Below are 15780 nucleotides of genomic sequence, written 5' to 3'. Positions count from 1 at the left end.
GCCCGCGCGTCCCCGTCGAGGCGGGCGGTCCGCAGGACCACCCGGACCACGGCCGCGACGCGCGCCGAGACCGCGGTAGCCCCGGCCCCGGCCCCCGCCCCCCCCGGCCGCGGCACCGGTGTCGCCGACGAGGCCGCGGAGGACGGCGGGCAGCATGCCGGCGCGGGCCATGGCGCGCAGTCCTGGAACGTCCAGCCGGACCGGCACGATCACCGGCCGGTCCACGGTGAGGGCGGCGTCGAACAGGGCCAGCCCCTCCGCCGGAGTGAACGGCACGACTCCGGCTCGCCCCATCCGGTTACGGTCGGCGTCGGTGATCCGGTCGCCCATGCCGCCGCTGTCCGTCCACAGGCCCCACGCCAGTGAGGTCCCGGGCAGACCGGCGGCCCGGCGCTGCCGCGCCAGCCCGTCGAGGAAGGCGTTCGCGGCGGCGTAGCTCGCCGCGCCCGCACTGCCCAGGACTCCGGCGAGGGAGGAGAAGAGCACGAACGCGGAGAGGTCCAGGTCCCGGGTCAGCTCGTGCAGGTGCAGCGCCCCGTCGGCCTTCGGCCGCAGCACGGTGTCCAGGCGCTCCGGGGTCAGGGCGGTGACCACGCCGTCGTCCAGGACCGCCGCCGCGTGCACCACGGCCACGAGCGGGTGCTCGGCCGGGACGGAGGCCAGCAGTTCGGCGAGGGCGTCCCGGTCCGTGATGTCGCAGGCGGCCACGTCGACCTCTGCGCCCAGTTCGGAGAGGGCGGCGACGAGTTCGCCGATGCCTTCGGCCGCGGGGCCGCGGCGGCTGGCCAGCAGCAGCCTCCGTGCGCCGTGTTCGGCGACGAGGTGCCGGGCGACCGATCGTCCGAGGCCACCGGCCGCGCCGGTGAGCAGCACGGTCCCCTCGGGGTCCCACGCGTGACCGGTGGGCTCCTCGGGCCGGGTGATCCGGGCGAGGCGTGGCACGTACAGCTTTCCGTCGCGCACCGCGGCCTGCGGCTCGTCCAGAGCGGCGAGCGCCGCGGCCAGCGTCGGGTCGAGGCTGCCGTTCGTGACCGAGTCGTCCGCGTCGACGAGCAGGAGCCGGTCAGGGTGCTCGGTCTGGGCCGACTTCACGAGACCGGAGACCGCGACGTGCGCGAGGTCCAGAGCTGTGCCGTCCAGCTCGACGGCTCCGCGCGTCATCACGACGAGCCGCGCGTCGGAGAACCGCTCGTCGGCGACCCACTCCTGGACGGCCGACAGTACTTCGGCCAGCAGCCCGCGCGCCGCGGCGGCGGTCTCGCCCTCGCTCGGGGCGCAGGGCAGGAGGACGTGGGCCGGCGTGGGCGCACCGCGCTCGACTGCTCTGCGGAGCCCGTCGAGGTCGGAGTGGGAACCCTCGTTGCCCAGGACCACCCACGCGGCTTCGGGAGTGGTGGCGGGTGCGGAAGCCGCGGTGTGCTCGACCCAATCGACCTCGAACAGCCAGTCCTGGTGCGCCACGCGCGAGGCCAGCACCTGATGCGGGGACATCGACCGTGTCCGGACGGACGCGACCGAGGCGACGGGAGAGCCGTCGGCGTCGGAAAGTTCGATCGTCACCGTGTCGTCGGCGGCGGGCCGGATGCGTATGCGTACGGCCCCGGGCCCCGGAGCGTGCACGGAGATGCCGCTCCAGGCGTGGGGCATGAGCACCTCGCCGGGGTCTTCGGCGCGGTCCGACGCCAGCATGCCGAGGGCGGCGTCCAGCAGTACGGGGTGCAGGCCGTAGCGGTCCGCCCGGTCCCGCTCCGCGACAGTCAGTACGGCCTCGGCGTACAGCTCGTCCCTGGCGCGCCAGGCGGCGCGCAGACCCGGACGGCCCTCGACGTCGACGGGTTCGGCACCCGTCGGCGGCCACGTCATCATGTCGAACTCCGGCGCCGGAGCGTTCCGGGTGAGCTCTCCGGTGGCGTGGCAGATCCACGGCTCGCCGGTGCCGCCCGCGGCCGGCCGGCTGAAGACGCGCACCGAGCGCCGGTCGGGGTCGTCGCCCGCGCCGACCTGCACCTGGATGTGGACGGCGCCCTGTTCGGCCAGGACCAGCGGGGCGTCCACGTCCAGCTGTTCCAGGTGCGGGAACCCGGTCTGCCGTCCCGCGGACAGGGCGAGTTCCACGAACGCGGCGACCGGGAGCACCGGCACGCCGCCGACCGTGTGTTCCGCGATCCAGGGCATGTCGTCCGGGGACAGCCGGCCGGTGAACAGCACGTCCTGCGTACCGGCTGTCTCCACCACCGCGCCGAGCAGGGCGTGGCGGGAGGATTGCAGGCCCGCCGAGGAGACGTCGAGCGCGGCCGTGCCTTCGAGCCAGTAGCGCTCGCGCTGGAAGGCGTACGTGGGCAGGTCGACGTGCCGGGCGCCGGGGAACAGCCCCTGCCAGTCCGGGGAGACACCGTGCACGTGCAACTGCCCGAGGGCGAGAGTGAGCGCCTGTGGTTCGGGACGGTCGGTACGCAGGGCGGGAACGGTGACGATGTCCGCGTCGTCGAGGCAGCCTTGGGTGAGGGCGCTCAGTACGCCGCCGGGGCCGATCTCCACGAACGTGGTCACACCCAGCTCGTGCAAAGTCCGCACACCGTCGGCGAAACGGACCGCCTCACGGACGTGCCGCACCCAGTATTCGGCCGTGTACGACTCGGCCGGATCACCCGTGAGGTTGGAGACCACCGGGATCCGCGGCTCGTTGAAGGCCAGACCGCCGACGACCTCCGCGAACTCCTCCAGCATCGGATCCATCAACGGCGAATGGAACGCGTGACTGACCTTCAGGCGGGATGTCCTACGACCCCGACCGGCGAAGACCTCACCGATGTCACCGACCGCGTCCTCGGCGCCGGAGACCACGACTGACCGAGGGCCGTTGATCGCCGCGACGCCGACCTCGTCGGTCAGGTAGGGCAGCACCTCGTCCTCGGTGGCCTGGATCGCGGCCATCCCGCCGCCCGCAGGCAGGGCCTGCATCAAAGCTGCCCGCGCCGACACCAGCTTCGCCGCATCCTCGAGCGACAACACACCCGCCACATGAGCGGCCGCAATCTCACCCACCGAATGACCGGCCACATAATCCGGCCGGATGCCCCACATTTCGAGAAGCCGGAAAAGGGCGACCTCGAGGGCGAACAACGCAGGCTGCGTCGAACCCGTCTGATTCAACTCCTCCGAATCGACATCGACCGGCGCATCCAGGAGCGCGCACACCTCGTCGTAGGCCGCCGCGAACACCGGGTACGCCGTATACAGCTCGCGTCCCATCCCCAGCCGCTGCGAACCCTGGCCCGGGAACAGGAATCCGACCTTGCCCCGGTCGGCACCGGCCCGCCCCGTCACCACCTGTGCCGCGGGCTCGCCCGCCGCCAGGGCGGTCAGCCCCGCGCGCAGCTCAGCACCGTCCGCGCCGACGACCGCCGCCCGGTGCTCCAGCGCCGAGCGGGTGGCCGCCAGCGAGAACCCCACATCGGCCGGGGACGCGGCCGCGAGGTCCACGGACGACAGCAGGCGATGTGCCTGCTCCCGCAGCGCCTCCCCGGTCTTCGCGGAGAGTACCCACGGCACCACCGTGGTCCGGGCCCACAGCAGTTCCTCGGCCACGTCCTCGCCTTCGGTCCTGTCGTCGGCCGGGTCCTCCGCCTCCGGTTCGGGCGCCTGCTCGACGATGACGTGCGCGTTGGTGCCGCTGATCCCGAACGACGAGATCCCGGCCCGGCGCGGGTGATCCGTCTCCGGCCACGCGATCGCCTCGGTCAGAAGCTCGACCGAGCCGGCCGACCAGTCGACCTGCGGGGTCGGCCGGTCCACGTGGAGGGTCTTCGGCAGCACGCCGTGCTGCATCGCCAGCACCATCTTGATCACACCGGCGACGCCCGCCGCGGCCTGCGTGTGGCCGATGTTGGACTTCAGCGAGCCGAGCAGGAGCGGTCGTTCGCGCTCTTGTCCATAGGCCGCCAGCAGCGCCTGCGCCTCGATCGGGTCGCCGAGGTTCGTGCCGGTGCCGTGAGCCTCGACGGCGTCGACCTCCTCGGCGGACAGCCTGGCGCCGGCCAGCGCTTCGAGGATCACGCGCTGCTGCGAGGGGCCGTTCGGCGCGGTCAGGCCGTTGGACGCGCCGTCCTGGTTGACGGCGCTGCTCCGGACGACAGCGAGCACCTTGTGGCCGAGCCGGCGGGCGTCCCGCAGCCGCTCCACGAGCAGCAGGCCGGTCCCTTCGGACCAGGACGCACCGTCCGCCGCCGCCGCGAAGGACTTGCAGCGGCCGTCGGGGGCGAGTCCGCGCTGGCGGCTGAACTCGACGAAGGCGCTCGGGCCCGCCATGACCGTCACGCCGCCGGCGAGCGCCATGGAGCACTCGCCGCCCCGCAGCGCCTGCACGGCGAGGTGCAGGGCGACGAGCGAGGACGAGCAGGCGGTGTCGACGGTGACCGCGGGGCCCTCGAAGCCGAAGGTGTAGGCGATGCGCCCGGAGGCGACGCTGCCGGAGTTGCCGGTGCTCATCAGCCCCTCGACCCCTTCAGGGAGGACGCCGGGCGTGAAGGCGTAATCGTGGTACATCAGGCCGGCGAAGACGCCGGTGCGACTGCCCTTGAGGGTGGCGGGGTCAATGCCCGCGTGCTCGAAGGCCTCCCAGGCGGTCTCCAGCAGCAGCCGCTGCTGAGGGTCCATGGCCAGCGCCTCGCGCGGCGAGATCCCGAAGAAGTCCGCGTCGAAGTCCGCCGCGTCGCGCAGGAAGCCGCCCTGCCGGGTGTAGACCTTGCCGGGCTGCTCGGGGTCGGGGTCGTAGAGCGCGTCGACGTCCCAGCCGCGGTCATCGGGAAACTGCGAGATGGCGTCCTTGCCCTCGGCCAGCAGCCGCCACAGCTCCTCGGGGGAGCCGACGCCGCCGGGGAACCGGCAGCTCATGCCCACGATGGCGATCGGCTCCTGGTCGCGGGCCTCCAGCTCGCGCACCCGCCGCCGAACCTGGCGCAGGTCCGTGGTGGCCCGCTTGAGGTAGTCCCGGAGCTTGTCTTCGTTCATCATCGGTGTCGCCCGCCCCCTTTGGCCTGCGCAGTTCAGGAGATGCCGAGTTCGTCGTCGAGGAGCTCGTACAGCTCTTCGTCGCTCGCCGAGCTGAGGTCGTCTTCGTCCTCGGCTCCGCCGGCGCCTCCCGGATCGGCCGGCTCGTCCCCGTTCCAGCGGGCGAGCAGTGCCTGGAGACGCATGTTGATCTTGGTTCGGGTGACGTTGTCGACGCCGTCCGCTCCGGCGCCGTCGAGGGCGGCGGCGAGGCGGTCGAGCTCGTCGAAGGCGGGCCCCGTCCCGGCCGTACCACCGGGGAGGTCCTTCAGCACCCGCCGCGCGAGCACCGATGGCGTCGGGTGGTCGAAGACCAGCGTCGCGGGCAGCCGCAGGCCGGTGGCCTTGTTCATCCGGTTACGGAGCTCCACCGCGGTCAGCGAGTCGAAGCCCAGGTCGCCGAAGGCCTGGTCGGGCTGGACGGCCTTGGCCGAGCCGTGGCCGAGGACGGCGGCAACCTCGGAGCGGACGAGGTCCAGGACGGCCTCCTCGCGCTCGCTCTCGGGCAGGCCCGCGATCCGCTGCGCCAGCGGTACGGAAGCCGCCCGGTCCGTACGCCGCGGCCGGCCGCCGACGAGCGCCCTGAGCAGCGGCGGCACCGGTGAGGTCGCGTTCCGCAGGGCGGCGAGGTCCAGCCGTGCCGCCACCACCAGGGGCTCCTGCAGCGCGAGCGCGGCGTCGAGGAGTTCCAGGCCGTCCTCGTCGGACAGTGGCAGCACGCCGCCGCGGGCGAGCCGGGTCCGGTCGGCGCCGCCGAGTGCCTCGGTCATGGTGCCGGTGCGCCGCCACAGGCCCCACGGCAGCGACACCGCGGGCAGCCCCTGGGCGCGGCGGTGCCGGGCGAAGGCGTCCAGGAAGGCGTTGGCCGCGGCGTAGTTGGCCTGGCCGGGGGTGCCGAGCGTACCCGCGAGCGAGGAGAAGACCACGAATGCCGACACGTCGCCCGCCAGCTCGTGCAGGTTCAGCACCGCGTCGACCTTGGGGCGCAGCACCTTCTCCAGGCGCTGCGGCGTGAGCGAACCGATCACGCCGTCGTCGAGGACGCCGGCCGTGTGGACGACGGCCGTCACCGGCGTGCCGGACAGCACCTCGGCGAGGGCGTTCCGGTCGGCCACGTCGCAGGCGGCCCAGAGGACTTCGGCACCCGCGACGGTCAGTTCCGCCTGAAGCTCCGCCGCACCCTCGGCGTCCGCGCCGCGCCGGCTCATCAGCAGCAGGTCACGCACGCCGTGCTCGGCGACCAGGTGCCGGGCGACGAGCCCACCCAGGGCGCCGGACGCGCCGGTCAGGAGCACTGTGCCGGTCCCGAAGTCCGGGGTGGCCCGCGGGAGGTCGGCGGCGGCTCTGGCGAGCCGGGGCAGCAGGAGCGCGTCGCCGCGGAGCGCCGCCTGCGGCTCCTCGGAGGCGAGGAGCCGGGGGACGGCTGTCGCTGCGACCTGCTCTACATCGGCGTTCTCGTCGGTGTCGAGGAGGATCATGCGGTCCGGGTTCTCCGACTGTGCCGACCGGACCAGGCCCCACACGGCCGCCTGCACCGGGTCGCCCCCTTCCGGCTCGTCCCCGGCGGCGACCGCGCCCCGGGTCACCAGCACCAGGCGGGCAGGCCGGTCCTCGGCGAGCCACCACTGGACCAGCCCGAGCACTTCGGCGAGGACGCTCCGGACCTGCTCGGCATCGGTACCCGAGCCGCCGGGGCAGGGGACGACGACGGCGTCCGTATCCGCCCGCGCCCCGGTCTCCGCCGCGAGGGCGGCGAGGAGGGCGGCGATATCGTCGTAGGCCCGTACGACCCGTGTTTGCGCGTCGGCCGTGACGGCGAACGGTGCCCACTCCACGGTGTACAGGGAATCCCGGGAGCTCGTGCGCAGCTGCTCGGCCGACACCGGGCGCAGCGTCAGCGACTCGACCGAAATGATGGGACGGCCCGTGCCGTCGGCGGCCTCCAGCCGTACCGCGTCCCCACCGGCCGGGGAGAGCCGTACCCGCAGGCCCGCTGCTCCGGTTCCGTGCAGCGTGACGCGGGACCACGCGAAGGGCAGCAGGGGCCCGTCGGCGGCCGGTACGAGGCCGCCCGCGCCCAGCGCGTGCAGCGCGGAGTCGAGCAGGGCCGGGTGCACGCCGAACGCGTCCGCGTCCGCCTGCGCCTCGTCGGGGAAGGCGAGTTCGGCGTAGACCGCGTCGTGGCCGCGCCAGGCGGCACGCAGCCCCTGGAAGAACGGGCCGTAGCTCAGGCCGAGGTCCGCAAGGCGGTCGTAGAAGCCGTCCAGGTCCACCGGCTGGGCGTCGGCCGGGGGCCAGCTGCTCAGGTCGGTGCCGGAGGGGGCTCCCCCGGTGGCCAGGACACCGGTGGCGTTGCGGATCCAGGGGCCGTCCCCGGATCGCGAGTGCACGCTCAACGGGCGGCGGCCGGAGGCGTCCTGGGCGCCCACGAGGACCTGGAGCGCGACGCCGCCGTGCTCGGGCAGCACCAGCGGTGCCTGCAGGGTGAGCTCCTCGACCAGGTCGCAGCCGGTCTCGGCCGCGGCGTGGGCGGCCAGTTCCACGAAGGCCGTGCCCGGCAGCAGCACCGTGCCGAGCACCGCGTGGTCGGCCAGCCAGGGCTGGGCCTGCAGGGACAGCAGCCCGGTGAGCAGGTGGCCGCCGGCGTCCGGCAGCTCCACCGCCGCGTCCAGGAGCGGGTGGTCGGCGGCGTCCAGCCCTGCCGCCCGCACGTCACCGGCCGGAGCGCCCGCCTCCAGCCAGTACCGCTCACGCTGGAACGCGTAGGTCGGGAGGTCGGCGCGGCGCGCGCCCGGCAGGACGGCGTCCCAGTCGATGGCGACGCCGTGCACGTGGGCCTGGGCCAGGGACAGCATCAGCCGGTGCCGCCCGCCATCGCGGCGGCGCAGCGTCGGTACGACCGCGGCCTCAGCCTCGGCGGCCTCGATGGTGTCCTGGATGCCCGCCAACTGGACTGGGTGCGGGCTGACTTCGACGAACACGTCGTGCCCGTCGGCCAGGGCGGCCCGGGTCGCGTCGTGGAACCGTACCGTCTGCCGCATGTTGCGGTACCAGTAGCCGGAGCCGAGTTCGGCCGCGTCCAGCTTCCCGCCTGTCACCGTGGAGTAGAAGGGCACGGAGCCGGGGAGCGGGCTGATGCCGGCGAACCCTTCACTCGCCCGCGCTTCTACGCGTTCGATCTGCGGAGAGTGCGCGGCGTAGTCGACGGCGACCTTGCGGGCCTGGATGCCCTCCTGTCGGCAGTGCACGAGGAGTTCGTCGAGGGCGTCGGTGTCCCCGGAGACCACGACGGTGGCGGGTCCGTTCACGGCGCCGATGCCGAGGCGGCCGGCCCACCTGCCGATCAGTTCCTGCGCCTCCTCGTCCGGGAGCGTCACCGAGGCCATACCGCCGCGGCCCTGGAGTTCGCGCACCGCGAGGCTGCGCCGCACCACGATGCGCGCCCCGTCCTCCAGGGAGACCGCTCCGGCGACCACCGCCGCGGAGATCTCGCCCTGGGAGTGCCCGACGACCGCGTCGGGGGTCACTCCGAAGGAGCGCCACACCTCGGCCAGGGCGACCGTCATCGCCCACAGCACGGGCTGCAGCACGTCGACCCGGTCCTGCTCGACCTCGGACGTGCCGCGCAGCACCGAGGTCAACGACCAGTCCACGTGCGGCGTGAGGGCGCGCTCGCAGGCGTCGATCCGGTCGCGGAAGACTGAGGAGGTCTCCAGCAGTTCGGCGGCCATGCCCACCCACTGCGACCCTTGCCCGGGGAAGACGAAAATGGTCTTGCCGCCGGTGCGTGCGGTGCCGGTCACCACCCCGGGCGGCGTGGCGCCGTCGACGACACCGGCCAGTCCCTGCCGGAGCTCGTCGGGGGTCTCCGCGACCACCACGGCGCGGTGTTCGAAGGCCGCCCTGGTCGTGGCCAGCGAGTACGCCGCGTCGGCCGTCGGGACCACCTCGCCGTCGTTGTCACCGTCGTTGTCGTCCAGGAAGGAGGCGAGACGGGCGGCCTGCGCCCGCAGCGCTGCATCGGTCCTGCCGGAGAGCACCCACGGCACGGCCGAGCCGGAGTCGGGCGCCGGGGGCAGTTCCTCGGTCGCGGGGGCCTGCTCGATGATCGTGTGGGCGTTGGTACCGCTGACGCCGAAGGACGACACTGCAGCACGGCGCGGGCGGTCCGTCTCGGGCCAGTCGACGGCCTCGGTCAGCAGCCGGACGTCTCCGGCAGACCAGTCGACGTGCGGTGTGGGTTCGTCGACGTGCAGGGTCCGCGGGAGCACTCCGTGGCGCATGGCCATGACCATCTTGATCACACCTGCGACGCCAGCGGCGGCTTGCGTGTGGCCGATGTTGGACTTCAGCGAGCCCAGCCACAGCGGCTGTCCTCCGGGCCGCTCCTGCCCGTACGTCGCGAGGAGCGCCTGAGCCTCGATCGGGTCGCCGAGCCTGGTGCCCGTGCCATGGGCCTCGACGGCGTCCACGTCGGCCGGTGTGAGCCCGGCGGACGCCAGCGCCTGCCGGATCACCCGCTGCTGCGAGGGACCGTTCGGCGCGGTCAGACCGTTGGACGCACCGTCCTGGTTGACCGCACAGCCCCGCACGACGGCCAGCACCTTGTGGCCGTTCCGACGGGCGTCGGACAGCCGTTCCACCAGCAGCATGCCGACGCCCTCGCCCCAGCCCGTGCCGTCGGCCCCGGCCGCGAACGCCTTGCACCGCCCGTCGGGCGACAGCCCACGCTGCCGGCTGAACTCCACGAAGACCGTCGGGCCGGCCATGACCGTGACGCCGCCGGCCAGCGCCATCGTGCACTCGCCGCTCCGCAGCGCCTGGACGGCCAGGTGCAGGGCGACGAGCGACGACGAGCAGGCCGTGTCGACCGTGACGGCGGGGCCCTCCAGGCCGAAGGTGTAGGACACGCGCCCGGAGGCGACGCTGCCGGAGACTCCGGTGGCGAGCAGGCCCTCGACACCCTCGGGCAGTTCGCGCGGGCCTTGGCCGTAGTCGTGGTACATCAGGCCCGTGAAGACGCCGGTACGGCTGCCCCGGACCGTCGTCGGGTCGATCCCGGCCCGTTCGAACGCCTCCCAGGACGCCTCAAGCAGCAGCCGCTGCTGCGGGTCCATCGCCAGGGCCTCGCGGGGGCTGATGCCGAAAAAGCCGGCGTCGAACTCGGCCGCCTCGTGCAGGAAGCCGCCGTCGCGCGCGTAGGTCTTGCCGAGGCGCTCGGGGTCGGGGTCGTAGAGCCCGTCGACGTCCCAGCCGCGGTTGTCCGGGAACCGGGAGATGCCGTCCCGGCCGGAGGCCACCAGTCGCCACAGGTCCTCCGGCGAGCGCACCCCGCCCGGGAGGCGGCAGCTCATGCCGACGATGGCGATCGGCTCGTCGGCGGCGGCCGCGGTCTGCCGCGCCGCGGTCGCGGCCGTGGGGGCCGGGACCTCGCCGAGGAGTTCGGTGCCGATGTGCCGGGCGAGGGCGGTGGGGGTGGGGTGGTCGAAGACGACGGTGGCGGGCAGGCGCAGATCGGTGGCCGTGGCGAGCCGGTTGCGCAGCTCCACGGCCGTCAGCGAGTCGAAGCCCAGGTCCTGGAAGGCGTGCGCGGGCTGGACGGCCCGGGGCGAGGAATGACCGAGCACAGCGGCGACTTCGGCCCGGACCAGATCCAGGAGCGCCTCGTCGCGCTCGTCGGCGGCCAGCCCGGCGAGGCGTTCGACCAGGGATCCGGTGGCGCCGCGCTGGGCTGTGCCGCGCACGGAGACGCGGACGAGTCCGCGCAGAAGGGCCGGTACGGTTTCTGCCGTCCGGTTCCGCAGGGCCGCGCTGTCGAGGCGGACCGGTACGAGCACGGGCTCGTCCGAGGCGAGAGCCGCGTCGAACAGCCTCAGGCCTTCCTCGGTGGGCAGCGGCAGGACGCCGGAGCGTGCCATTCGCGACCTGCCCGTCTCGTCGAGGGCGTCGGCCATGGCACCCTCCTGCTCCCACAGGCCCCACGCCAGCGAGACCGTGGGCCGCCCCTGGGCGTGGCGGCGGCGGGCGAAGGCGTCGAGGAAGGCGTTGGCCGCGGCGTAGTTGCCCTGGCCGGGGTTGCCGAAGACGCCCGCGGCGGAGGAGAACAGCACGAACGTCGTGCTCGGGCCGGTGAGCTCGTGCAGGTTGAGCACGGCGTCGGCCTTGGGCGCGAGGACGGCGCCCACGCGCTCCGGGGTCAGCGCGGCGATCACGCCGTCGTCGAGCACGCCGGCGCTGTGCACCACGGAGTCGACCGGGGTGGCGGCCAGCAGCCGGGCGACGGCGTCACGGTCGGCGAGGTCGCAGGCCGCCCACGTCGCTTCGGCGCCGAGCGCCGCGAGTTCGGCCTTCAGGTCCGCTGCGCCCGGGGCGTCCGCGCCACGGCGGCTGACGAGCAGCAGTCGGCGCACGCCGTGTCCGGTCACCAGGTGACGGGCGAGGGTTTTGCCCAACGCGCCGGAGGCGCCGGTGAGCAGCACGGTGCCGAGGCCGAAGGCAGCGCCCTCGGCGAGGGCGGAGGCCGCTTCGTCCGCGGGGCCGGTGGCCGCGTCCTCCGTTGCCGGGGAGGCGGCGCGGGCCAGGCGCGGTGCGCCGGCCTCCCCTTCGCGGACGACGACATGGGGCTCGCCGGACAGCACGACGCCGGGCACGAACGCGGCCGCCTCGTCCGGGCGGTCGCTTTCGAGCAGCACGATCCGGCCGGGGTTCTCCGCCTGGGCCGAGCGGACCAGTCCGGCCGCCGCGGCGTGCGCGAGGTCGTCACAGCGCGCCACCAGAACGAGGCGCGACGCCCGGTCCTGGGCGAACCAGCGCTGAACCAGCCGCAGCACGTCGGTGGTGACCGCACGGACCCGCTCGGCCCCGGTCGCCCCTTCCGGGCCGTCGGGGCACGGGACCACGACCACGTCCGGCTGTGGCTGCCCGTCGGCCTCAGCCAGTGCGGCGATGTCCGGGACGTACGAGACCGCCGTCCCGTCCGCGTCGTCGGAGGGCAGGGTCAGCGGCACCCGTTCGACGGTGAACATCGCTTCACCGGATCGCTTGCGGAGCTGCTCGGCCGACACCGCGCGCAGTGTCAGCGACTCGACGGACGCCACCGGCTCGCCGGCGCCGTCGGCCACCAGCAAGGACACCGCGTTCGTACCGGCCGGCGCCAGCCTGACCCGTACGGTGGACGCTCCCATGGCGCGCACGTACACCCCGGACCAGGCGAACGGCAGGAGCGGCCCGTCCGCCTCGGCCATGAGGGAGCCGTCCGCGCCGCCCAAGCCGATCGCGTGCAGCGCCGCGTCCAGCAGAGCCGGGTGCAGGAGGAAGGAACCGGTGTCCGTGCCGTCGGGAAGGGCGACCTCCGCGAAGACCTCCTCGCCCGCGCGCCAGGCGCTCCGCAGTCCACGGAACGCCGGTCCGTAGGCCAGGCCGAGGGCGGCCAGCCGGTCGTAGAAGCCGTCCAGGTCGACCGGCTCGGCGCCCGCCGGCGGCCACGCCGTGAGCGCCCGGCCGGCGGCCGCGGCGCCTGTCCCTTCGGTCCCTTCGGTGATGAAGCCGGTCGCGTGGCGGACCCACGGCAGGTCGGTGTCGTCCTCGGGGCGCGAGTGCACGGTCAGCGGCCTGCGGCCGGTGCCGTCGGCCGCGCCGACCCACACCTGAACCGCGACGCCACCCTTCTCGGGCACCAGCAGGGGCGCTTCGAGGGTGAGGTCCTCCAGCAGTTCGCAGCCGGCTTCGTCGGCGGCGCGCACGGCCAGTTCGACGAACACGGTGCCTGGCAGCAGCACGGTTCCTAGCACGGCGTGGTCGCTCAGCCACGGGTGCGTGCGCAGGGACAGCCGACCCGTCAGCAGCCGCTCGTCGCCGCCGGCCAGGGAGACGGCGGCGCCCAGCAGCGGATGGTCGGCCGCGCCCAGGCCGGCGGCGCGGACGTCACGGGGAGCGGCCGGCGAGATGTCGAGCCAGTAGCGCTCGTACTGGAAGGCGTAGGTGGGCAGGTCGACGCGGCGCGCGCCGGGGAAGAAGGCGTGCCAGTCCGGGGAGACACCGTGTGCGTGCAGTTCGGAGACGGCGGCGACGAGTGCGGCCCGCTCGGGGCGGTCGGCACGCAGAGCGGGCACGGTGACCACGTCGTCGTCCAGGCAGCCTTGGGCCAGGGCGCTCAGCACGCCGCCCGGGCCGATCTCGACGAACGTGGTCACGCCCAGGTCATGGAGGGTCCGGACGCCGTCGGCGAAGCGGACCGCTTCACGGACGTGCCGCACCCAGTACTCGGGGGTGTAGGGCTCGGCCAGGAGGCCGGTGAGATTGGAGACCACCGGAATCTGCGGCTTCTCGAAGGTCAGCCCGCGGACGTCTTGTGCGAACTCCTCCAGCATGGGGTCCATCAGCGGCGAGTGGAACGCGTGGCTGACCTTCAGCCGGGAGGTCTTGCGGCCCTGCTGCCGGAAGACCTCGGCGATCGCGGTGACCGCGTCCTCCCCTCCGGATACCACGACGGACCGCGGACCGTTGATCGCCGCGATGCCGACGCCGTCGGTGAGATGCGGAAGGACTTCGTCCTCGGTGGCCTGGAGGGCGGCCATCGCTCCGCCGACGGGCAACGCCTGCATGAGGCGGGCGCGGGCGGACACGAGCTTCGCGGCGGCGTCGAGCGACAACACCCCGGCCACGTGCGCGGCGGCGATCTCGCCTACGGAGTGACCGGCCACATAGTCCGGCCGCACGCCCCAGGATTCGAGGAGCCGGAACAGCGCCACCTCGACCGCGAAAAGTGCGGGCTGGGCGGCGCCGGTGCGGTGCAGTTCTTCCGAGTCGACATCGACCGCGGTGCCGAGGTGCGCGCAGACCTCGTCGTACGCGGCGGCGAACACCGGATAGGACGCGTACAGCTCGCGCCCCATGCCCAGGCGTTGCGATCCCTGGCCGGAGAAGAGGAACCCGATGCGCCCACCGGTGCCGGAGAGGCCGCGCGCGACACCCGGGGCCGGGGAGCCGGAGGCCACGGCCCGCAGCCCCTCGGCGAGTTCCGCCGGCGTCGCGCCCTGGACCACCGCGCGGTGCTCCAGGGCCATGCGCGTCGTGGCGAGCGAGAACGCCACGTCGAGTGGAGGGACTTCGGCGTCCGTGCGGGACAGCAGGCGTTCGGCCTGTACGCGCAGGGCGTCCTCGGTCTTGCCGGAGATCACCCACGGCACCGGTCCGCCCTCGGCCGGGCGCGCGGCCCCCGGGACGACGGCCTCGGCGCTCTGCGCGCCTTCCCCCGGCGCTTCCAAGGCCTCGGTTTCCTGTGCGAACGCTTCGGCCGACGGGGCTTCCTCGATGATCGTGTGCGCGTTGGTGCCGCTGATCCCGAAGGAGGAGATGCCGGCCCGGCGCGGCTGGTCCGACGCCGGCCAGGGCGTGCGCTCGGTGAGCAGCCGTACGGCCCCCGCCGACCAGTCGACGTGCGGGGACGGCGCGTCGACGTGCAGCGTGCGCGGCAGTTCGCCGCGGCGCATGGCCATGACCATCTTGATGATGCCCGCCACCCCGGCCGCGGCCTGGGTGTGGCCGATGTTGGACTTGACCGAGCCCAGCCACAGCGGCTTGTCGTCGGGACGGCCCTGCCCGTACGTCGCGAGCAGCGCCTGCGCCTCGATCGGGTCGCCGAGCCGGGTGCCCGTGCCGTGCGCCTCCACCGCGTCGACCTGCGCGGTGGTCAGCTGGGCCGCGGCCAGGGCCTGTCGGATCACCCGCTGCTGGGAAGGGCCGTTGGGGGCGGTCAGGCCGTTGGACGCGCCGTCCTGGTTGACGGCGGAGCCCCGGACGACCGCGAGGATCTCGTGTCCGTTGCGGCGGGCGTCCGAGAGGCGCTCCACGAGCAGCAGGCCGGCGCCCTCGCCCCAGCCGGTGCCGTCGGCACCGGCCGCGAACGCCTTGCAGCGGCCGTCGGGTGCTAGACCGCGCTGGCGGCTGAAGCCGACGAAGGTGGCGGGACCGACCATCGCGGTGACACCGCCCGCCACGGCGAGCGAGCACTCGCCGTTGCGCAGCGACTGAACGGCCAGGTGCAGGGCCACCAGGGACGACGAGCAGGCCGTGTCGACCGTGACGGCCGGGCCTTCGAGGCCGAAGGTGTAGGCGACGCGGCCGGAGGCGACGCTGCCCGAGGTGCCCGTCCCGAGGTAACCCTCCAGGTCCTGCGGGGAGTTCTGGAGGGCGGCGAGGAACTCGTGGTTCATCACACCGGCGAACACGCCGGTCCTGCTCCCCGCCAGCGAGGCGGCATCGATACCGGCCCGCTCGAAGAGCTCCCACGACGTCTCCAGCAGCAGCCGTTGCTGGGGGTCCATGGCGAGTGCCTCGCGGGGCGAGATTCCGAAGAGGCCGGCGTCGAACCGCGCCAGGTCACGCAGGAACGCCCCCTCGCGGGCGTAGCTGGTCCCGCGGGACTCCGGGTCCGGGTCGTAGAGCGCGTCCAGGTCCCAGCCGCGGTCGGCGGGGAACTCCGAGACGGCGTCGTGGCCGCCTGCGACCAACTCCCACAGATCCTCGGGCGAGTCGACCCCTCCCGGGTAGCGGCAGCTCATCCCGATGATGGCCACCGGCTCCCCGGCGGCGTCCTCGTAGTCACGAAGGCGCCGCCGGGTCTCCTGGAGATCTGCGGTGACTCGCTTCAGGAAATAGCGGAGCTTGTCGTCGTTCGCCACCGAAATCGTCCCTCACCCCTGCGAAGACTTACCGGAATTCGGCAAGGGG

General features: G+C 73.8%; 2 protein-coding genes. Both read right to left on the bottom strand.

The window, feature by feature from the left end:
- A partial coding sequence (locus tag ACFXGX_RS01145; protein ID WP_384783329.1) for an SDR family NAD(P)-dependent oxidoreductase occupies positions 1-5013 on the bottom strand: 5013 nt, incomplete at its 3' end.
- Between the two features lie 32 nt (positions 5014-5045).
- Positions 5046-15731 (bottom strand): SDR family NAD(P)-dependent oxidoreductase, encoded by a 10686-nt coding sequence (locus ACFXGX_RS01140; RefSeq protein ID WP_384783327.1) that lies wholly within the window; start codon positions 15729-15731, stop codon positions 5046-5048.
- Positions 15732-15780: the final 49 nt, after the last annotated feature.

Origin of the sequence: Streptomyces sp. NPDC059371, assembly GCF_042751995.1 — a bacterium.
Classification (GTDB): domain Bacteria; phylum Actinomycetota; class Actinomycetes; order Streptomycetales; family Streptomycetaceae; genus Streptomyces.
The sequence above is the reverse complement of the archived record's forward strand: the minus strand, read 5'-3'. Positions and strand labels throughout refer to the sequence as shown.